The organism is Pseudomonas sp. Irchel s3h14 (assembly GCF_900187425.1).
GTDB lineage: Bacteria > Pseudomonadota > Gammaproteobacteria > Pseudomonadales > Pseudomonadaceae > Aquipseudomonas.
The window spans coordinates 1-19,113 of sequence record NZ_FYDJ01000026.1 but is presented as its reverse complement, the minus strand read 5'-3'; the positions used below and the strand labels follow the sequence as shown (position 1 = coordinate 19,113).

The window sequence follows — 19,113 nt, the reverse complement described above, 5'->3', positions numbered from 1 at the left end:
ACAGGGCACTGGTCGCCTTGATCACAAGCGAGCCCCGCAAAGCGGTAGTCACGAATCATGTCGGTCGCTGACAGGCGCAAGTTGTGCCATCAGCTCAGCGACCCAATCGATGAACACGCGCAACTTGATGCTGATATGCCGGTTCGGGGGAAATGCCACGTAGATGGGCATCGGATCGAGGCTCCAGTTCTCGAACAGGGGCACTAACTCGCCGCGCGCTTCGAAGGTCTTGGACATGTACTTTGGCAGCCAAAGCACACCCAGTCCGGCAAGGCCGGCCGCGAGGTAGGCATTGCCATCGTCGACTGCCAGCGCGTAGCGACCTTTGATCTGGACACTCTCAACGGGGTTGCGCATGGCATAGGGCACGGCTTTGCCGGTGCGCGCCCACAAGAAGCCGACGATACGATGATGCGAATCTTCCAGCTCCCGCGGATGCTCGGGCATACCGACGCGTGCCAGGTAGCTCGGCGCTGCAAAAACGCCAAGCTGCAGTTCGCCTACCCGCCGGGCTATTAACGACTGATCCGTTAGCTCGCCGCCGCGCACCACGCAATCGACGTTCTCATCGATCATATCCACGATACGATCGCTTACGCCCATGTCGATCTGGATGTCTGGGTATCGCACGTAAAACGCAGGCAATGCGGGTACAAGAATCATGCTGGCCAGCGGGCTCGGCACATCCACTCGCAACCGGCCCCTGGGCAGCGCCGAGGCGCCGGACAGGCTAGTCTCGGCGTCGTCCATCTCGGCCAGCAGCCGTAGCACTCGCTCGTAATAGACGGCACCATCGGCAGTGACGTTGACTTTGCGAGTCGTGCGGTTAAGCAATTTAACGCGCAGCCGAGCCTCCAGCTGCTGCACCAGTTGTGTCACGGTGGTCTTGCTCATATGCAGTGTTTCGGCCGCCTTGGTGAAGCTGCCCGCTTCCACCACTCGAGCAAACGCCTGCATTGCATCAAAACGGTCCATTGCTGCCCCCGCTATCGATCAGATTGTTTGGATTTCACAAACAGTGATAGCCAAGGTTGCTTGTTTATCGCCCAGGCACAAGTCCTTACAGTCTCTCCATCGTTAGTTTCGGGTCGGCTTTGACCCATTGATGGAGGTACTTATGACGCAGCGTGATGTTGTTTTTCCGCCTGGACGCCAGGCGCTTTATGAGCGCAATCGCTATTCGCCGGCTATCAAGTCCAATGGCTTTTTATTCGTGTCGGGGCAAGTCGGCAGTCACGAAGATGGCTCGCCCGAACCTGACCTGGAGGCCCAGGTCCGACTCGCGTTCAACAATCTGAATGCCATCCTGGTCGCTGCCGGTTGCACCTTCGACGATGTGATTGACGTCACCGTTTTCATCGTCGATCCCGAATCAAAGTTCGAGACGATCTGGAAGGTTGTGCCGGAGTTCTGGGGTAGCGCGCCGCACCCGACGCTGACCGCCGTCGGCGTCACGTGGCTCTATGGTTACCAGTTCGAGATCAAGGTGATCGCCAAGCTTCCAGAAACCACCAGGGGATGATCTGACCAGCGAAAACCTCCGGAGCAGATCAAAGCGAGGCTATTTCCCCGAGCCTTTCTGTTTGATATCTCCACAAAAAATATCGATGTTGCCACTGTCCGGTGCACTTCGAACGACGATGGAGTACTCACCGGCAAGCAGGACCGGCAGTGCGACAGGTGCGCTTCTAGAGAAAGCCCAGCCGCGTATGGCCTGGGGTTCGGTGGTGACATGATCATTCATTGCGTAAGCGACTGGCCCGGGGTGCTGGCAGCTGCCTTTGTTGATGAAGGTGAAGAGGCGCAAGGGCAGAGACGCTCCGCTTGGAGCACCACTGATGAAGAAACTGAACCCGGTTTCTTTGCCCCAGTCGGCCAACGTTACATTGCCGATCTGACCGGTGTTCTGCCGCGTGGCAACCAAAGGAACGCTCACTCCAGGGGCGGATGAAGTGGTGCAGCCGAAAAGGCTTGCGGTGACCATTAGAGCTGCAAGTGAGTGACTGCGTTTCATTGCCAACCTCCTGTGGTGAAGAACTGCAATGGGAGATTAGCGGGTATAGCTCATTAATCGTCTTCCTGGCGTTGCCTGTTCGAAACCCTCCATTCATGCGGGATCTGGCAACAGGCGAGCAACCTCACCATTAAGCCAGGTACCGCCGAAACCACCCCAGCGTCCGGTCCCAGGCCAGCTTGGCCGCGGCCTCGTCGTATCGAGGCGTGGAGTCATTATGGAAACCATGATTGGCCCCGGGGTAGGTGTACGCCTCATAAGTCTTGCCCGCGGCTTTCAGTGCCTTCTCATAGGCGGGCCAGCCTTCGTTGATGCGCGTATCCAGTTCGCCGTAGTGCAGCATCACCGGCGCCTTGATTCGGGCGACATCCTTGGCTTCTGGCTGGCGACCATAAAAGGACACGCCAGCCCCCAGTTCCGGATAAGCCACGGCTGCCGCATTGACGACGCCACCGCCGTAACAGAACCCGGTGATCCCGACTTTTCCAGTAGTCGCGTCATGCTTCATCAACCACTCGATGGCAGCGAAAAAGTCGTTCATGAGCTTTTCCGGGTCGACGGTCGCCTGCAACTCCCGGCCTTTGTCATCGTTGCCAGGATAGCCACCCACCGACGTCAGGCCATCAGGGGCGAGAGCGATGAACCCTGCCTTGGCCACACGCCGCGCGACGTCTTCGATGTACGGGTTGAGCCCGCGATTTTCATGCACAACCACCACCGCCGGCACCTTGCCGGTGGCTTTCGCCGGGCGCACCAGATAGCCACGGACCTGCCCGTTGCCCTTGGGGGATGGATAGGTGATGTACTCGGCAACAATGTCCGGGTCGGTAAATTCAACCTGCTCGGCGAGCGCATAATTCGGGCTCAGCGCGGCGAGGAGCGCGCTGGCGGTCAAACCGCCCAAGGTGAACAACGCTGCCCGATCCAGAAACTCACGCCGGTTGATCTTGCCATGGGCGTAGTAGTCGTACAGTTCGAGCAGTTCCGGGGCAAAGTCTTTCGCAGTGAGACGGGTCATCTGTGCGCTTCCTCTTGGGCGGGCCGATTGCTCTGTCGGTTGGACAGGGTGGGCGATACCTAACGAGCGTAGCCGTTCACAAAAAAAAGAGGCCGGAGACTAATGCCAGTCAGTCAGCCAATTTCAGCCGCGACACTTTTTGTAGCAGCTGCCGAGCCCGCGAGGCTGCGTTCGGCTGCGTAGCAGTCGTGAGTCCGGCTGACGCGGTATGCCTGACGTACCGTATTTACTGGTTTTACGACTGCTACGCAGCCGAACGCAGCCTCGCGGGCTCGGCAGCTGCTACAGATCGCGATACGGCGGAACTGACTGGCATTGGCCGGAGCCTCTTCTTTTGTTCCCTAGGTTCACACCCTCGACTGCTTATACACGCGCCGGAATTTATGCAGCAGCGGTTCGGTATAGCCATTGGATTGTGCACATCCCTCGAACACCAGTGCGCAGGCCGCTTGAAATGCAACCGACTGCTCGAAGTCCGGCGCCATAGGCGTGTAGATCGGATCACCGGCGTTTTGCTCATCGACGACCCGCGCCATGCGCTGCAAAATCTCGACAGTCTGATCCTTGGTGATCACCCCGTGTTGCAGCCAGTTGGCCATGTGTTGGCTGGAAATGCGCAAGGTCGCGCGATCTTCCATCAAGCCCACGTTATGGATGTCGGGCACCTTCGAGCAGCCGATGCCTTGTTCGACCCAACGCACCACATACCCCAGCAAGCCTTGCGCATTGTTTTCGACTTCCTGACGAATCTCATCGGCCGACCAGGATGGCTCGATGACGACCGGCACGCTGAGCAAACCGTGCAGAAGTGCCGGGTTGGCGGCACCGAAGTCAGTTGTTTCAAGGGACTCCTGCACCGAGCGCACGTTGATCTGGTGGTAATGCAGCGCGTGCAAGGTGGCGGCGGTCGGAGAGGGCACCCACGCGGTATTCGCGCCCGCTTGCGGGTGGGCGATTTTTTGCTTGAGCATATCGGCCATACGGTCCGGCATGGCCCACATGCCTTTACCGATCTGCGCCCGCCCACGCAATCCACAGTCCAGACCGACAAGCACGTTGTTGCGCTCGTAGGCCTCGATCCACGCGGTGTTTTTCATGTCGCCCTTGCGCAGCATCGCGCCCGCTTCCATGGCGGTGTGCATCTCGTCGCCGGTGCGATCCAGGAAGCCGGTGTTGATGAAAGCGACCCGTAAGGAAGCTGCGGCGATGCAGGCCTTGAGGTTGACGCTGGTGCGCCGCTCCTCGTCCATGATGCCCATTTTCAGGGTGTGACGTTCGAGCTGGAGCAGGTCTTCGATGCGGCTGAACAATTGCTCGGCGAAGGCCACTTCGGCGGGGCCGTGCATTTTCGGTTTGACGATATAGACGCTGCCGGTGCGGGAATTGCCGCGGCGTTGCAGGTCATGCAGGGCAATCAGGCTGGTGACGACACCGTCGAGAATGCCTTCCGGGATTTCCAGTCCGCCCTTGTCGAGAATCGCCGGACTGGTCATCAGGTGTCCGACGTTGCGGATGAACAGCAACGACCGCCCGTGCAGCGACAGTGAGCTGCCATCGGCCGCAGTGTACTCGCGGTCCGGGTTCAGCCGCCGAGTGATGGTTTTACCGTTTTTCTCCAGGTCCTCTTTCAGGTCGCCCTTCATCAAACCCAGCCAGTTGCGGTACACCTGCACCTTGTCATCGGCGTCGACCGCCGCGACCGAGTCTTCACAATCAATGATGGTCGAGAGGGCTGCCTCAATCAGCAGATCCTTGACCCCAGCGGCGTCAGCCAGGCCGATGACGCTCTGCCGATCGATCTGAATCTCGACGTGCAGATCATTGTTTTTCAGCAGAATGGCCGTGGGATCAGCGAGTGAACCCTGGTAGCCGATGTACTGCGCGGCGTTCGATAAACCGGTTTGGCTGCCGTCTTTCAAGGTGGCCTGCAGTGTGCCGTTGTCGATCCGGTAGCGCGCCACTGCCGCATGAGAGCCACTGCTCAAGGGGAATGCCTGATCCAGGAAACCACGGGCAAACGCGATGACTTTCTCTCCACGCACGGGATTGTAAGTCCGGCCCGGTTCGGCGCCGCCGTCATTGGAAATCACATCGGTGCCGTAGAGCGCGTCGTACAGCGAGCCCCAGCGCGCATTCGCGGCATTCAGCGCATAACGCGCGTTGACGGCCGGGACAACCAGTTGCGGTCCGGCCTGCACACTGATCTCCGTATCGACGTTGGCGGTGCTGACCTTGACGTCTGCGGGTTGCGGTTGCAGGTAACCAATACCACTCAGGAAGCTGCGATAAGCCGACATGTCCGTCACCGGTCCCGGGTGGGCGCGGTGCCAGGTGTCCAGTTCGGTTTGCAGGCGATCACGCTCAGCCAGCAGCGCGCGGTTGATAGGTGCCAGTTCATGCACCAGTGCGGCGAAACCACTCCAGAACGCTTGAGGTTCCAGGCCGGTTCCCGGCAGCACGTCCAGATCAACGAAACGTTGCAAGACAGGCGCGACCGTGAGGCCTTGGCAGTTCACGAAATCGGTCACTTTTTGCATCTCCATCACACAGTGTTATCGAGCGCTAAATCGCGCCCGGCTCAATTCAGTTCAGGCATTGCGCGCCGGCCTTGGCCACTTGTGCGTCCTGCTCGGCTTTGACACCGGACACCCCGACCGCGCCGATCACCTGGCCGTCGACGATGATCGGCACGCCGCCCTCAAGCGACGTCAGCAATGGCGCGGACAAAAAGGCGTGGCGCCCGCCATTGACCATCTCTTCATAGCCTTTGGATTCGCGCCGACCCAGGGCCGAAGTGCGGGCCTTCTCGGTGGCGATGTAGGCGCCAATCGGAGCGCAACCGTCGAGGCGCTCGAGAGCCAGGGGATGGCCGCCGTCATCGACAATCACGATGGTCACGGCCCATTGGTTGTTCTGCGCTTCTGTGCGTGCCGCTGCGAGGATTTGGCTGACTTCGGTCTGGCTCAGTACGGCTTTGCTTTTCATGGGAACTCTCCAGTGCTCGGTTATGGCAAGGCGGCTTCGACCAGTTCGATCCAGTGCCTGACAGGTGTTCGGCCCGCACCGTCGAGGTGGGACTGACAGCCGATATTGGCCGTGACAATGACTTCGGGGTGTCCGCTTTCCAGCGCGTTCAGCTTGTTGTCGCGCAGTTGCCGGGACAGTTCGGGTTGGGTCAGCGAATAGGTGCCCGCCGAGCCGCAGCACAGGTGACTGTCGGGAACCGACGTGAGGTTGAAGCCCAGACTCGTCAGAATCGCTTCCACCGCGCCACCCAGTTTTTGCGCGTGCTGCAAGGTGCAGGGGCAATGGAATGCCAGGCGCTGGTCGCTGTGGACACCGAGTTTTTCCAGCGGCTCGTCGCGCAGCACTTCGACCAGATCCTTGGCCAGCGCACTGACCTTTTTTGCCTTCTCGGCATACGCCGGATCGGTGCTGAGCAGGTGGCCATAATCTTTGATGAAGGCACCGCAACCGCTGGCGGTTTGCACGATGGCCTCGGCACCGTTTTCAATGCTCGGCCACCACGCGTCAATGTTGCGACGGGCGCGGTCCAGGCCGGCCGCCTGAGCGTCGAGGTGATAATCCACGGCGCCGCAACAGCCCGCCTCGCGGGTCGCGGTGACGCTGATCCCCAGTCTATCCAGTACTCGCGCGGCGGCCGCGTTGGTATTCGGCGACAGGCTCGGTTGCACGCAGCCTTCGAGCATCAGCACCTGCCGGGTGTGGCGAGTGACCGGGCGCGGTTTGGCCGGATAGACGCGGCGAGGCAACTTTATCTGCAAGGTGTTGGGCAACAACGCCCGGAACACCTGACCGCTGCTGACCAGCCCTTTGAACAGCGCCGGATTGGGCACGACGCTGCGCAGTCCCTCGCGCAACAAGCGCTGACCGAGTGGGCGCGGCACCGCCGCATCGACCACCGCGCGGCCGATGTCCAGCAAGTTGTGGTAGTCAACGCCGGAAGGGCAGGTGGTTTCGCAGTTACGGCACGACAGGCAGCGATCCAGGTGCTGTTGGGTCTTCTGCGTGACTTCGTTGCCTTCCAGAACCTGCTTGATCAGGTAGATGCGGCCTCGCGGTCCGTCCAGTTCATCGCCCAGCAATTGATAGGTCGGGCAGGTGGCATTGCAGAAACCGCAGTGCACGCAGGTGCGCAAGATGCTTTCGGCTTCTTCGGCGCGGGGTAGCTGGCGGGCTTGTTCGCTCAAGGTGGTCTGCATGGGTCAAAGCTCCGCGTACAGGCGCCCGGGGTTGAAGATGCCCCGGGGATCGAGTTGTTGCTTCAAGTTCCGGTGGTAGCGCATCAATGCGGCAGGCAACGGTTGAAACGGGCTGTCGATCAGGCCATGGGTATAGCAGGTCACATGCCCGCCGACTTCTTCGACGATCGAGCGAATGAACGCTGCCTCAGCGTCAGATTTGAGCCAGCGCTGTGCACCGCCCCAATCGAGCAGTTGACGGCCAGGCAGGGAAAGCCGAGGCGTGTTGTGAGGGACGGACAGACGCCAAAGTGCCTGGTCCTCATCAAAGAAGCTCAATCGATGTTCGTTGAGATCCTCCCAATAGGAAGCGTCGAGCAACTCGCCGCCGAGTCGGTCATGAGCCGCCGCCACCGAGCCTTCGCCCCCCTCGAGCCGCAGGTGCAGTCGTTGCCCATCGTGGCACGCAGCGCTGATCGGCAGCGGCTGTTGCCCCCATTCGGCGAGGCGCAGCAAGGCGCGATCGCTGTCCATTTCCAGGCTGATGCTTAAAGCTTGACGCGGCTTGGGCAGGATCTTGAGCGAGACTTCGGTGACCACGCCGAGCGAGCCGTAGCTGCCGGCCATCAAGCGCGACAGGTCGTAACCGGCGACGTTTTTCATGACTTCGCCACCGAAGCGCAAATGCTTGCCGTGGCCGGTGATGACCCGTGTCCCGAGGACGAAGTCCCTGACGGAGCCCGACCAAGGACGCCGTGGCCCCGACAGCCCGCTGGCGATCATGCCGCCGACGGTGGCGCAGTCGCCGAAGGAGGGCGGTTCGCAGGGCAACATCTGCTGCGCCGCGTCCAGCACTTCAGCCAGTTCTGCCAACGGGGTACCGCAGCGGGCGGTGATCACCAACTCGGTCGGGTCGTAGCTGACGATGCCTCGGTGGCTGCGCGTGTCGAGCACTTCGCCCGCCACGATGCGCCCAAGAAACGCCTTGCTGTTGGAGCCTTGAATGCGCAACGGCGTAGCGTTTTGCAGCGCCTGGTTGACCTGTTCCAGCAGCGAGGCGCTGTCGTCGATATCGTGTTCGCTGCGCATCAGAAACGCTCCAGTTCAGGGAAGGGCAGCTGACCCATGTGAACGTGCATGGCGCCGAACTCGGCGCAGCGGTGCAGCGTCGGAATGTTCTTGCCGGGGTTGAGCAAGCCACTCGGATCGAAGGCGGCTTTGACGGCATGGAACACGGTCAACTCATCGCTATTGAACTGCGCACACATCTGATTGATTTTCTCCCGGCCCACGCCGTGTTCACCGGTAATGCTGCCGCCGACCTTCACGCACAATTCGAGGATCTTGCCGCCCAGGGCTTCAGCGCGATCGAGCTCACCCGGTTGGTTGGCATCGAACAGAATCAGCGGGTGCATGTTGCCGTCACCGGCGTGGAAAACGTTGGCCACCCGCAGGCCGTACTCGGCCGACAACTCGGCGATCGCCTGCAGCACACCGGGCAACTCGCGGCGAGGAATCGTCCCGTCCATGCAGTAATAATCCGGTGAGAGACGGCCCACCGCCGGAAAGGCATTCTTGCGCCCCGCCCAGAAACGCACGCGTTCGGCTTCATCTTTAGCCTGGCGCACTTCGGTGGCGCCGGCTTGTTCCAGCACCTGGCGTACGCGGTCGCAGTCATCATGAACGTCGGCTTCAACGCCATCGAGCTCGCACAACAGAATGGCTTCTGCGTCGACCGGATACCCTGCGTGGATGAAGTCTTCGGCGGCGCGAATGGCCAGGTTGTCCATCATCTCCAGACCGCCGGGGATGATGCCGGCGGCAATAATGTCACCCACCGCACGGCCGGCCTTCTCGACGGAATCGAACGCCGCCAGCAGCACTTTGGCGGTCTGGGGTTTGGGCAGCAGTTTGACCGTGACCTCGGTGATGACACCGAGCATGCCTTCGGAACCGGTGAACAACGCCAGCAGATCGAAGCCCGGAGAATCGAGCGCTTGCGAACCCAGGGTCAGGTGTTCGCCGTCGACGGTGAGGATGTCGACCTTGAGCAGGTTGTGCACGGTCAGCCCGTACTTGAGGCAATGCACGCCACCGGCGTTTTCCGCCACATTACCGCCGATTGAACAAGCGATCTGCGAGGAAGGGTCCGGCGCGTAGTACAAGCCAAACGGCGCTGCAGCCTGGGAAATCGCCAGGTTGCGCACCCCCGGTTGAACCCGAGCGGTGCGGGCGGCAGGGTCGATGTGCAGGATGTTGTTGAAACGTACCATCACCAGCAGCACGCCTTTTTCCAGCGGCAATGCACCGCCTGACAAACCGGTGCCGGCACCGCGGGCGACCACCGCGACCTGCCGCTCATGGCAGAGTCGGAGCACGCCTTGCACTTCGTCAATGTGGCGCGGCAGTACCACTAGCATGGGCGTGGTGCGGTAAGCAGAAAGTCCGTCGCATTCGTACGGTTTGAGCTCTTCCTGTTGATGCAGGACTTCCAGATCCGGCCACTGCGTTTGCAGGGCTTGCAGCAGGGCAGTTTTGTCGACGTCTGGCAGGACGCCGTCGACGCGTTCATCGTAAAGAATGTTCATAGTCGGTTGACGACCCTCAGTTGTTTTTATAGGAGGTCTGTGTCCGTTTACCACTGACTTGCATGATTGGCCTGAGGCGTTCTACTGTCTATGTGTTGTTTGGCTGGTCGAACCAGTTTTTTATTCGATGGTTTTTTATGAGTTCAAATAAACAGTTTTAAAACATAAGCTTATGTTTGTGTTTGAACATTGGTGGTTTTGGCAGCGAGACTGGTCATACCAGTTGGAGAGTCGATGGAAAGGGCAGGAACGAGCCGTAATCCGCAAGTCGCCGACGTGGTCTGTGAACGCATCGAACGGCTGATCGTGGACGGGGTGCTCAAGACCGGGCAACTGTTGCCGTCGGAGCGTCGTCTTACCGAAAAACTCGGCGTTTCCCGCACGGCACTTCGCGAGGGCCTGAAGCTGTTGCGCGCTCGCGGGATTATCAAGACAGAGCAGGGCAAAGGTTCATTTGTCGCCGACCTTTCGGGTCACGGTGCCGCGTCGCCGCTGATGCACTTGTTCAGCTCACAGCCCCGCACGCTCTACGATTTGTTCGAGGTCCGCAGCCTGCTCGAAGGCGAATCCGCACGCCTGGCGGCGTTGCGCGGAACCGACGCCGACTTCGTCCTCATCACCCGCAGCTACGAGGCGTTGCTCAATGCTCACAGCCGTTCGCTGGAGGCGTCCGAACACGCCCGACTCGATCATGCGTTTCACCTGGCGATTTGCGAGGCCTCGCACAACCCGGTGCTGGTGCAAACCTTGCGCTCACTGACGGACTTGCTGCTGAGCACGGTGTTTGCCTCGGTCAACAACCTTTATCACCGCGAACCGCAAAAGCGTCAGATCGACCGTCAACATGCGCGGCTCTACAACGCCGTCACCGGCCGTATGCCGGAGCAGGCGCGCAAGGCGGCCATCGCGCACATCCAGAGCATCTGCGAGAACCTCAAGGAAATTGAAAGCGAGGAACAGCGGTTGGTTCGGGCCACGTTGCGACTTGAGGGGTGGGCGTAAGGCTCGGGTCACATCGGGGTGAGGCGTGGTGAAAAGCAAAAGCTGTACACCGATCTGCTTTATGTGGGAGCGGGCTTGCTCGCGAAGGGGTCGTGCCAGTCGACATCAAAGGTGAATTCGAGTCCGCCTTCGCGAGCAAGCCCGCTCCCACATTTGGATTTTTGCCGGGCTCGGGATTGGGGGGCTCCGCCGATGATCTGCGGGAGCGGGCTCGAAGGATAGGCCGGCCGGTAGGCCGCCTCGCTTTTGTTTTTGATCTTCTTGCCCCATCGGAAGGCCCACGGAGCAGGACCGGAGCGAGGGTATGCCGAGCCTAGGCGAGGCACCGTACGTCAGGGGCAAGAGCGTTTGGTTACTTGGCGCTTTTCCAAGTGACCCGCCGTAAGGGCGGAACCCTAAGTCGCCATCACCGCAGAAACGGATATGCCCCCCATCCCATCCCGAACTACATCAATCAATGCCCACCAACAACCATATGACTGAACGGCGCCACATACGCCTGCAACGTCACCAAACCACCGACCAGAATGGCCAGGATGATCGAGTGGAAAAACACATAACGCAGGATTTCCCCTTCATGCCCGTACCAGCGGGTGGCGGTGGAGGCCACCACGATTGACTGCGCGTCGACCATCTTGCCCATGACCCCGCCGGAACTGTTGGCGGCAGCCATCAACACCGGGCTGATCCCCAGCTGCTCTGCAGTCACCCGTTGCAAGCCGCCGAACAGCACGTTGGACGCCGTATCCGAGCCGGTCAAGGCTACGCCGAGCCAGCCGAGCAGTGTGCCGAACATGGGGTAGAAGATGCCCGTCGCGGCGAAGGCCAGGCCCATGGTGGCGTCCAGGCCCGAGTAGCGGGTGAGGAATCCGAGGGCGAGCATCGCCACGATAGTAATCAACGAGTAACGCACCAACCAGATCGTTCGCAGGTAATGGTGGATCAACTGCGGGATGGAGTAACCCATCAGCAACCCGCCGAGGATCGCCGACAACAGGATGCCGCTACCGGTGGAGGTGAACCAATTGAACTTGTAGATCGCCTCTTCGGTTTTCGGCGCAGGCACCACCGGTGGAACCTTCTCGATCTGCTGGTGAATGGTGGTGAAGGTCAGCGTCGGGGCGAAAATCGGGTTGGCTTCGCGCATCGGTTTGCCTTGCGGGTCGAGTTTGGCGGAGCTGGTGGCCGGATCGATCGCCGCGCGAGTATCGAACATGTTTTTGAAGCTCTGGGTGCCCCAGGCGAACACAAAGATCGTGAGGATGATCCAAGGCATCCAGGCGCGCATCACCGCCGAGCGGTTTTCGCTGTTGAAGGTGGCGGTCGCCGTGGGTTGTACGTCGTGCTCATCGTCGATCTTTGAGTTGTCTACCCGCCCTGACAGCGCGGCTGAGGTATGCACGGTGGCCGGTTTCCAGACCTTGAGGAAACCGGTCAGGCAAGCCATGGAAATCAGTGCGGCGATCACGTCCACCAGCATCGGCCCGTGGTAGTTGGACACCAGGAACTGCGGTACGGCGAAACTGACCCCGGCCACCAGAATCGCTGGCCAGATTTCCAGCATCTTGCGCCAGCCGGCGAAGGCCCAGATCAACCAGAACGGCACGATCACCGAGAAGAACGGCAATTGCCGGCCGACCATCATCGACAGCTCCATTTCATCCAGCCCGGTCACCTTGGCCAGGGTGATGATCGGCGTGCCCAGCGCACCGAACGCCACGGGTGCGGTGTTGGCGATCAACGCCAGGCCAGACGCGGCCAGAGGCGAGAAGCCCAGCCCGATCAGAATCGCCCCGGTCACCGCCACCGGCGTGCCGAAACCGGCGGCCCCTTCGAAGAAAGCACCAAAGCAGAAGGCAATCAGCAGCAGTTGCAGGCGTCGATCGTCAGTGATGCGCGCGAGGGAATCCTGCAGCACTTTGAACGAGCCGTTCTCGGTGGTCAGCCGATGCAGGAAGATGATGTTGAGCACAATCCAGCCAATGGGCAGCAAGCCGTTGGCGGCGCCGTACAGTGCGGCCGAGCCAGCCATGTTCGCCGGCATGCCGAAGGCGAAGATCGCGATCACCAGTGCCGAGGCCAGGGCCATCAATGCTGCCAGATGCGCCTTCACATGGAAAAACGCCAGGGCTGCCAGCATCACCACGACCGGCACTGCTGCCATGAGGGTTGAAAGTATCGGGTTGCCGAACGGATCGTAGATTTGCTGCCAGACCATGTTCCACCTCTGCTTTTTATTGTTGGGAGTGCAGACCCCGAGGGGGCGGTGGCTTCCAGTATAGGTGGCATTACGCCGCTGTCCTGGCAGGCGTTTTAGTGGGCCGCACTGAGCTAACATGGCCAATGGGTAAATGCGCTACTCGGACTTCAACGACGGGAGAAATGCAGCCATGACCGAACGCCATATGCACCACAAGGAAACGCTGTCGAACGGATGCAAGATCGAGGTCAAAGCCGAGATATTGAAGGACGGCTCGCTGGGGATGTTCATCGGTGTTTACCGACCGGACGGCACGGCCATTTTTGAGGACCACGATCCAAAACCGCATCTACTGGACATGGAGGCTGCCTTTGACTGGGGGATCGAGAAGGCCAAGACCCTGGGCAACAGTCAAAAAACGCTGTAAAGCCCGGTTTTGGACACCCTCATGAAGAAGGCGACAACCATCATGAAGAAAGAGCAGGTCGGCGCAAAGGAAGAAGAGGGAGGCGTTTCGGCCTCTCAGCTGATAGACGCGAGAATCAAGGAGTTGGGCGATTGGCGAGGCGAGATGCTCGCTCGGGCTCGAGCGCTCATCCAGCAGGCCGACCCCGACGTGGTCGAGGAATGGAAGTGGCGGGGCGTTCCAGTGTGGTCGCATGCCGGAATCATCTGCACCGGTGAGACCTACAAGCAGGTCGTGAAGCTGACGTTTGCCAAGGGCGCCTCGCTGGACGACCCTTCAGGCCTTTTCAATGCCAGTCTTGAAGGCAGCACCCGACGTGCCATTGATTTGCATGAGGGCGACAAGCTCGATGAGAAAGCTTTGAAGGCGCTCATTCTCGCTGCCGTGGCGCTCAACACATCGGCACGATCGCACCAAACCGGCAGCGAAATCTGATTCGTCTTCACCGACCTGCCAGTCGAAAAGCACGCTGACGAGATAACCCGCTATCGATGTCTCTCGTCAGCGCTTGCAAAGTGCGTTGTCGTACAACAATGCTCAATCATCAAATCATCCATACCCTGCGTTTAATACCCGAAACGTCAAAAGGCTAACGGCACCACAACCAGCAGCTTGTGTACGAAGTAGCATGTTAACGGGCGGTCATTGTGGAGACGAACGGCTGTTTTTTCAGATTGACAGCGCGGTATTGAAATCGATATAAAAGGCAACGTTGTACGACGACAGACGATTACCGACTGTTAAACCCTAAAAATAAAAAGAGTGTCGGCCCCATCATGAATACAACCCGCCCGCGCATCGCCCTGAATGCCGCTTCCTATGGTTCGACCTTGACTGCTTGCCCATCCCCACAGTCACGCCTGTTGCAAACGACTGTCCCACCAAACGCCCGATAGCTCTTGCCAAATGTCCAACTCCAGCCGCTGAGCATGGGGTACCCATTTTCGAGCCCGCAATACAGTGGCGCCGACCCATCGCGTTTTGGCGATGCTTCACGACACAATTGATCTCGCTTGAAACCGAGAGATCATCACCATAATCCAACAATAAAGTGATGCCATGAATCTGAACGAGCCCATCAATCCGCAACGAATCGGCCAGGCCGTCGGCAAGTACCGCTGGACGATTTGCGCGCTGTTGTTTTTTGCCACCACCGTCAATTACCTGGACCGCCAGGTACTGAGTCTGTTGGCGCCGGATCTGTCGACACAATTTGGCTGGAGTAATACCGATTACGCGAACATCGCCTCTGTCTTTCAGTTTGTGTACGCGATTTCCATGCTGTTCGCCGGCCGCTTCGTTGACAAGATCGGCACCAAGAAGGCCTATGTGGTAGCGATCTGCATCTGGTCGACCGGCGCGATCATGCACGCCTTTGCGGAGCCGATGGGCGAGGGGATTGCCGGCATCAGCAGCGCCTTGGGCCTTGCAGTGATCCCGGTTTCGATCGCAGGTTTCATGCTGTCGCGCGCCGTGCTGGCGATCGGCGAAGCGGGTAACTTCCCGATTGCGATCAAGGCCACCGCCGAATACTTCCCGAAGAAGGAGCGTTCCTTCGCCACCGGTATCTTCAACTCCGGCGCCAATGTGGGCGCGATCCTGGCACCGATCTGCGTGCCGCTGATTGCCGGCCTTTGGGGTTGGGAAGCGGCGTTCATCGTGATCGGTGCGTTGGGCTTCGTTTGGGTGGTGGTATGGATTGCGCTGTACGAAAAACCGGAGCAGCAAAAACGTCTGTCGGTGCAAGAGCTGGCCTACATCCGCAGCGATCAGGGCGCGCAAGCGCTCACCGGCACAGACTCGGGTGCCGCCGCCAAAAAAGTATCGTGGTTCAAGTTGCTGACCTACCGCCAGACCTGGGCTTTTGCCTTCGGCAAATTCATGACCGACGGCGTGTGGTGGTTCTTCCTGTTCTGGCTTCCGACCTATCTGTCTGCGCAATACGGCATGAAGGGCCAGGCCATCGTGTTGCCGCTGGCCGTGTTGTACAGCATGACCATGGTGGGCAGTATCGGCGGCGGCTGGTTCCCGAGCTATTTCATGTCACGCGGCGACGCGCCGTATGACGGCCGCATGAAAGCCATGCTGGTGATCGCCTTCTTCCCGCTGCTGGTACTGCTGGCACAGCCATTCGGTTACATCAGTTTCTGGGTGCCGGTGCTGCTGATCGGTGTGGGCGCATCGGCGCATCAGGCGTGGTCGTGCAACATATTCACCACCGTGTCTGACATGTTCCCGCAAAAATCCATCGCATCGGTGGTCGGCATTGGTGGTTTGGCCGGCGGCTTGGGGGGCGTCGTGATGACCAAGATCGGCGGTTGGGTGATCGACCATTACAAACTGATCAACGATATCCATACCGGCTACATGATCATGTTTGCCATCTGTGCGCTGGCCTATCTGGTGGCGTGGAGCGTGATGAAGGTGCTGGTGCCGCGCCATAAGGAAATCACCGACCTGTAAACAGCGACGCGCATGGCCTGCTGACTTCCCGTCCGCAGGCCATGCGCCCGTTTGACGTTACTTGTAGCGTTGCTCAAACACGGCCACTTGCTCCGGCATGATCAGCTGGAAGGGCACCCAGACATCCGCCTCGACCGGCTCCCCCTTGATCATTTTGATGGCCGCTTGCAGCGCGCTCGTTGCTTGCGCCTTGGGGTCATTCGCGTGGTCAGGAATATCGCGCAGTAATGCTCATGGAGGTCAACATTGATAATCGACGGCTCTGCTAAGCTCGTGTCAATTCCGTTTCAATGAGATGACCGAATGGCATTCGTCGACAAGTTCGTTGCTGAGATACTGGCCCTTCAGGTTGCCCTGTACCACGCCCGTGCTCGGTTGGAGGCACGAACTGATAGCGAAGCTTTGCATGATCTGAGGATCGCCGTGAGGCGTATCAGGAGTTTGCTTCGACCGATGCGCACCCTCAACGGCGTGGTGGCTCTGAACACTGCGGCGACTGAAGTGGGAAGACTGACCACACCTGCTCGCGATCTGGAGGTGATGATTCAGGAACTGGAGGACAGGGGCTTTCCTGGCCTGGTACAGCCCAGAAAAGCGCGCTTGGCATCTCACTACTCCAGGATTCTAAAAAGCCCGGTCCTCAAGAACCTGTTCAGTCAACTGGATGAGTGGCCTTCCGCTTTTCGCTCAGTTGAAGTCAGCGGCGGTTTAAAACACATCCAGCCTCAAATCGAAAAAGCGCTGAAAAAGCAGATTGACCGGCTGCATGCGGCCGTGGATGACGTTGGGTTTGATCGGCACGAGTTGAGAATCCTGGTCAAGCGAACGCGTTACCTGACGGAAGCGTTTCCCCGTCTTTCACCGCTTTCGCGTAAAGCGGCGAGTGCGCTCAAGGCACTGCAATCGGCTTTGGGCGCCTGGCATGACCATTATCAATGGTGCCAAAAGGCGCTGATCGAATCCGACCTGCGTGCGTTGGAAAAGGTTTGGCAAGGCTGCGCGGCAACCGCTCTCGAAAAAGCTGAGATCCAATTGGTAGGCTTGGCAAAACGGCTGCCAAAATCATCAGGCAAAAAAAAGCCGCCTAAAGGGGCAGCAGAAGAACAAGCACGCGTTGTATAGCCTGAGTATTACTGTCGAAGGTTACAGCGCGATGACACATTTTTTGCGTCCTTCGAAGATCACATCCTCAAGACCCGCGATCCTGGTGTCTGCTCATCCGTAAAGAGTAGCGGGTGTCATCTTAGCGTCATCGACCCCATGGCAAAATCCTCGCAAACCGCCTAGAGCGCTCAGCTTGCAAGGAATCCCGCCCATGAAAGGAGATGCCTCTCTATTTGCAGCCATTGACCTTGGTTCTAATGCGTTTCGCATGATGATCGGCCAGTCAGTCCGAGGGCGTCAGGGGTTCGTGATCCAGGAAGTGAAAACCCTGCGTGAACCTGTCCGTTTGGCGGAGGGGTTTCAAGGTGGAGCGCTGGACGAGTTGGCTCTGGATCGGGGATGGCAAGCGCTCGCGCGATTTGGCAAAAAGTTACGCGGCTTCGAGGCCGGTCGTGTGCGGGCGGTGGCGACCAGCGCTGTGCGCGAAGCCGACAATGCGCAACTGTTTTTGGCCAGCGCGGAGCGGCACCTGGGGTTTCGTATTGACGTCATCTCTGGGCATGAAGAGGCCCGACTGGTGTACGCCGGTGTCGCCCATACGATACCCGGTACCGAAAACAGGCGACTGGTCGTGGATATCGGTGGCGGCTCCACTGAATTGATTCTGGGGCAGGGCGCTCAGCCCTTGATGACCGAGAGTATTGCCATAGGCAGCGGCAACTTCGGCGCGCGTTACTTTCAGGGTGGCTGTATCACGGCTCAGGCGCTTCTGGAGGCAGAGCGTGTAGCCACTTTACAGTTTGAAAAAGTGGCGCGTCGTTATCGTGCGCTGGGTTGGCAGCAGGTGATTGGCTCTTCAGGCACCGCACGGATGCTGGCCAAAGTCCTCAAGGCCAACGGGTTGAATGACTATGGCGAAAGCGGCATCACCTATAGCGGCCTGTTGCGTTTGTCGTTGCGCCTGCTTGAAGTGGGGCATGTCAAACAGCTCGGCCTGGCGGGCTTGCAAACCCATCGCCAGAGCATCTTGCCTGGCGGTCTGGTGCTCATGCTGGCGGCATTCAAGGTGTTTGGTGTCTCGCATATGACGCCTTCCGAACCGGGTCTGAGGTTCGGCGTTCTGCATGGTCTGATGAGTAAACACTGATAAGCCCGTAGCAACCTTGCCTCGATGAAGGCCAACAGTTTGAAACAGGGGAAGTCCGTTATGGCTGATAAATGTCGAGTGCTGTTCGTTTGTGCAAAAAATGACGTTCGTTCACCCATGGCAGAAGCACTGCTGCGACACACTGACTCGGTACGCTTCGAAGCCTTCAGCGCTGGCCTTGAGGCCAGTGAGATCGACTCACGCACCTTGGAATCTCTCGATCACATTGGGGTAGACCGCGCGGGGTTACGTAGTAAAGCAATCGATGAGTTTGAGGGGCAGCCGTTCGACTATGTCATCACCCTGTGTGATAAATCGTCCGAAGAAGCCTCCCGGATGCCAACTTCCGGCGAGGTGATGGTGTGGAGTTTCGAAGATCCGACGACCAGTGAGCGCCATGAGCCTTTTCGTCATGCCCTCCAGGAAATTCACGACCGCATCAAAATGTTCGTCACCGTGAAGACCAGACAGGCATAGGTCCACCTGAAGCTAACGATGTTGCCCTCAGGGCAAAATCGTTCTAAAAAGCCCGCCTTGCGCTTTGGAGTTTGTACTACTCTTGAAGATGTAGGTGAAGACGCAGACTGATGCGCAAGCGGATGGCGAGGAAACGTGGGGCGCGTTCCGAAGGGTACACGGTTAGAAAGATCTCCGCGCTGAGATCCAGCCCTTATGCCGTGTGAAGCAGGACAGCACAAAACTGTTCTGTGGGAAGCCTGATAAACCTTGTAAGCCGGAGACCAGCGCCGGCCACCTACTCGATTTACAAAGCCCGCCTTGTGCGTAATGCTGTTCACTTAAGCATTTGAGTCAAAGCCGGGCTTATCCGAAAATCCGATGCCAGACCTCTGGCATCGGATTTTTTATGTCTGTTCAACAGGACCTGCTCGACCTCGGCGACCTTTTCAA

The 19,113-nt window shown here is 59.1% G+C and carries 17 protein-coding genes and 1 pseudogene; 8 read left to right on the top strand and 10 right to left on the bottom strand.

The window, feature by feature from the left end; translation table 11 throughout:
• Positions 1-48 precede the first annotated feature (48 nt).
• Positions 49-975 (bottom strand): LysR family transcriptional regulator, encoded by a 927-nt coding sequence (locus CKW16_RS28475; RefSeq protein ID WP_095132604.1) that lies wholly within the window; start codon positions 973-975, stop codon positions 49-51.
• Positions 976-1,117: 142 nt separating this feature from the next.
• On the opposite strand from CKW16_RS28475, the gene CKW16_RS28470 reads away from it, so the two are divergent.
• Complete coding sequence (locus CKW16_RS28470; protein ID WP_095132602.1) at positions 1,118-1,522, top strand: RidA family protein; 405 nt, start codon at positions 1,118-1,120, stop codon at positions 1,520-1,522.
• A 39-nt stretch (positions 1,523-1,561) separates the two neighbouring features.
• Here the strand turns inward: CKW16_RS28470 and CKW16_RS28465 are convergent, their stop codons facing one another.
• The 7 genes from CKW16_RS28465 to glcD all read right to left on the bottom strand — a co-directional run bounded on the left by CKW16_RS28465 (position 1,562) and on the right by glcD (position 9,822).
• Positions 1,562-2,014 (bottom strand): hypothetical protein, encoded by a 453-nt coding sequence (locus tag CKW16_RS28465; protein WP_095132600.1) that lies wholly within the window; start codon positions 2,012-2,014, stop codon positions 1,562-1,564.
• A gap of 130 nt (positions 2,015-2,144) precedes the next feature.
• Positions 2,145-3,032 carry a YghX family hydrolase gene (gene yghX / locus CKW16_RS28460; protein ID WP_095132598.1) on the bottom strand — a complete coding sequence of 296 codons (888 nt, stop codon included), beginning with the start codon at positions 3,030-3,032 and terminating at the stop codon, positions 2,145-2,147.
• 347 nt (positions 3,033-3,379) lie between these two features.
• Positions 3,380-5,560 carry a malate synthase G gene (locus CKW16_RS28455; protein ID WP_095132672.1) on the bottom strand — a complete coding sequence of 727 codons (2,181 nt, stop codon included), beginning with the start codon at positions 5,558-5,560 and terminating at the stop codon, positions 3,380-3,382.
• A gap of 55 nt (positions 5,561-5,615) precedes the next feature.
• On the bottom strand, positions 5,616-6,017 hold the full coding sequence (locus CKW16_RS28450; RefSeq protein ID WP_008157093.1) for a heme-binding protein: 402 nt from the start codon (positions 6,015-6,017) through the stop codon (positions 5,616-5,618).
• Between the two features lie 20 nt (positions 6,018-6,037).
• A complete protein-coding gene (gene glcF, locus CKW16_RS28445; RefSeq protein ID WP_095132596.1) occupies positions 6,038-7,255 on the bottom strand; it encodes a glycolate oxidase subunit GlcF in 1,218 nt (405 codons plus the stop codon).
• Positions 7,256-7,258: 3 nt separating this feature from the next.
• Positions 7,259-8,323 (bottom strand): glycolate oxidase subunit GlcE, encoded by a 1,065-nt coding sequence (gene glcE, locus CKW16_RS28440; RefSeq protein WP_095132594.1) that lies wholly within the window; start codon positions 8,321-8,323, stop codon positions 7,259-7,261.
• Positions 8,323-9,822: a glycolate oxidase subunit GlcD gene (gene glcD / locus CKW16_RS28435; protein ID WP_095132592.1), complete on the bottom strand. Its 1,500-nt coding sequence runs from the start codon at positions 9,820-9,822 to the stop codon at positions 8,323-8,325. Before glcD ends, glcE begins: the two co-directional genes overlap by 1 nt.
• 234 nt (positions 9,823-10,056) lie before the next feature.
• Between glcD and glcC the strand changes: the two genes are divergently transcribed.
• Positions 10,057-10,824: a transcriptional regulator GlcC gene (gene glcC / locus CKW16_RS28430; RefSeq protein ID WP_095132590.1), complete on the top strand. Its 768-nt coding sequence runs from the start codon at positions 10,057-10,059 to the stop codon at positions 10,822-10,824.
• 454 nt (positions 10,825-11,278) lie between these two features.
• Here glcC and CKW16_RS28425 read toward each other — a convergent pair whose 3' ends face one another.
• A complete protein-coding gene (locus CKW16_RS28425) occupies positions 11,279-13,042 on the bottom strand; it encodes an L-lactate permease (RefSeq protein ID WP_095132588.1) in 1,764 nt (587 codons plus the stop codon).
• A 172-nt stretch (positions 13,043-13,214) separates the two neighbouring features.
• On the opposite strand from CKW16_RS28425, the gene CKW16_RS28420 reads away from it, so the two are divergent.
• From CKW16_RS28420 to CKW16_RS28410, 3 genes are all read left to right on the top strand, one after another.
• Positions 13,215-13,451, top strand: coding sequence for a hypothetical protein (locus CKW16_RS28420; protein ID WP_008151753.1), 237 nt, complete (start codon positions 13,215-13,217; stop codon positions 13,449-13,451).
• A 42-nt stretch (positions 13,452-13,493) separates the two neighbouring features.
• On the top strand, positions 13,494-13,925 hold the full coding sequence (locus CKW16_RS28415) for a DUF1801 domain-containing protein (RefSeq protein WP_218244137.1): 432 nt from the start codon (positions 13,494-13,496) through the stop codon (positions 13,923-13,925).
• A gap of 624 nt (positions 13,926-14,549) precedes the next feature.
• Positions 14,550-15,953 (top strand): MFS transporter, encoded by a 1,404-nt coding sequence (locus CKW16_RS28410; RefSeq protein WP_095132584.1) that lies wholly within the window; start codon positions 14,550-14,552, stop codon positions 15,951-15,953.
• Between the two features lie 57 nt (positions 15,954-16,010).
• On the opposite strand, the pseudogene CKW16_RS28405 reads toward CKW16_RS28410, so the two are convergent.
• Positions 16,011-16,151: pseudogene (locus CKW16_RS28405) on the bottom strand (rhizopine-binding protein); the annotation flags it as partial.
• Positions 16,152-16,256: 105 nt separating this feature from the next.
• Between CKW16_RS28405 and CKW16_RS28400 the strand changes: the two are divergent.
• The 3 genes from CKW16_RS28400 to CKW16_RS28390 all read left to right on the top strand — a co-directional run bounded on the left by CKW16_RS28400 (position 16,257) and on the right by CKW16_RS28390 (position 18,681).
• Entirely contained in the window at positions 16,257-17,075 is an 819-nt protein-coding gene (locus CKW16_RS28400; protein ID WP_095132582.1) for a CHAD domain-containing protein, read from the top strand.
• 193 nt (positions 17,076-17,268) lie between these two features.
• A complete protein-coding gene (locus tag CKW16_RS28395; protein ID WP_095132580.1) occupies positions 17,269-18,204 on the top strand; it encodes a Ppx/GppA family phosphatase in 936 nt (311 codons plus the stop codon).
• A gap of 60 nt (positions 18,205-18,264) precedes the next feature.
• The gene (locus CKW16_RS28390; RefSeq protein ID WP_095132670.1) at positions 18,265-18,681 is read left to right on the top strand and encodes an arsenate reductase ArsC; all 417 of its coding nucleotides are present in this window, start codon (positions 18,265-18,267) and stop codon (positions 18,679-18,681) included.
• Positions 18,682-19,113 lie beyond the last annotated feature (432 nt).

Coding starts and splice junctions, on each gene's coding strand:
- glcC (WP_095132590.1), top strand. CDS start 10,057: ATGGAAAGGGCAGGAACGAGCCGTAATCCGCAAGTCGCCGACGTGGTC.
- CKW16_RS28395 (WP_095132580.1), top strand. CDS start 17,269: ATGAAAGGAGATGCCTCTCTATTTGCAGCCATTGACCTTGGTTCTAAT.
- glcF (WP_095132596.1), bottom strand. CDS start 7,255: ATGCAGACCACCTTGAGCGAACAAGCCCGCCAGCTACCCCGCGCCGAA.
- yghX (WP_095132598.1), bottom strand. CDS start 3,032: ATGACCCGTCTCACTGCGAAAGACTTTGCCCCGGAACTGCTCGAACTG.
- CKW16_RS28425 (WP_095132588.1), bottom strand. CDS start 13,042: ATGGTCTGGCAGCAAATCTACGATCCGTTCGGCAACCCGATACTTTCA.
- CKW16_RS28465 (WP_095132600.1), bottom strand. CDS start 2,014: ATGAAACGCAGTCACTCACTTGCAGCTCTAATGGTCACCGCAAGCCTT.
- glcE (WP_095132594.1), bottom strand. CDS start 8,323: ATGCGCAGCGAACACGATATCGACGACAGCGCCTCGCTGCTGGAACAG.
- CKW16_RS28450 (WP_008157093.1), bottom strand. CDS start 6,017: ATGAAAAGCAAAGCCGTACTGAGCCAGACCGAAGTCAGCCAAATCCTC.
- CKW16_RS28470 (WP_095132602.1), top strand. CDS start 1,118: ATGACGCAGCGTGATGTTGTTTTTCCGCCTGGACGCCAGGCGCTTTAT.
- glcD (WP_095132592.1), bottom strand. CDS start 9,822: ATGAACATTCTTTACGATGAACGCGTCGACGGCGTCCTGCCAGACGTC.
- CKW16_RS28475 (WP_095132604.1), bottom strand. CDS start 975: ATGGACCGTTTTGATGCAATGCAGGCGTTTGCTCGAGTGGTGGAAGCG.
- CKW16_RS28415 (WP_218244137.1), top strand. CDS start 13,494: ATGAAGAAAGAGCAGGTCGGCGCAAAGGAAGAAGAGGGAGGCGTTTCG.
- CKW16_RS28400 (WP_095132582.1), top strand. CDS start 16,257: ATGGCATTCGTCGACAAGTTCGTTGCTGAGATACTGGCCCTTCAGGTT.
- CKW16_RS28420 (WP_008151753.1), top strand. CDS start 13,215: ATGACCGAACGCCATATGCACCACAAGGAAACGCTGTCGAACGGATGC.
- CKW16_RS28390 (WP_095132670.1), top strand. CDS start 18,265: ATGGCTGATAAATGTCGAGTGCTGTTCGTTTGTGCAAAAAATGACGTT.
- CKW16_RS28410 (WP_095132584.1), top strand. CDS start 14,550: ATGAATCTGAACGAGCCCATCAATCCGCAACGAATCGGCCAGGCCGTC.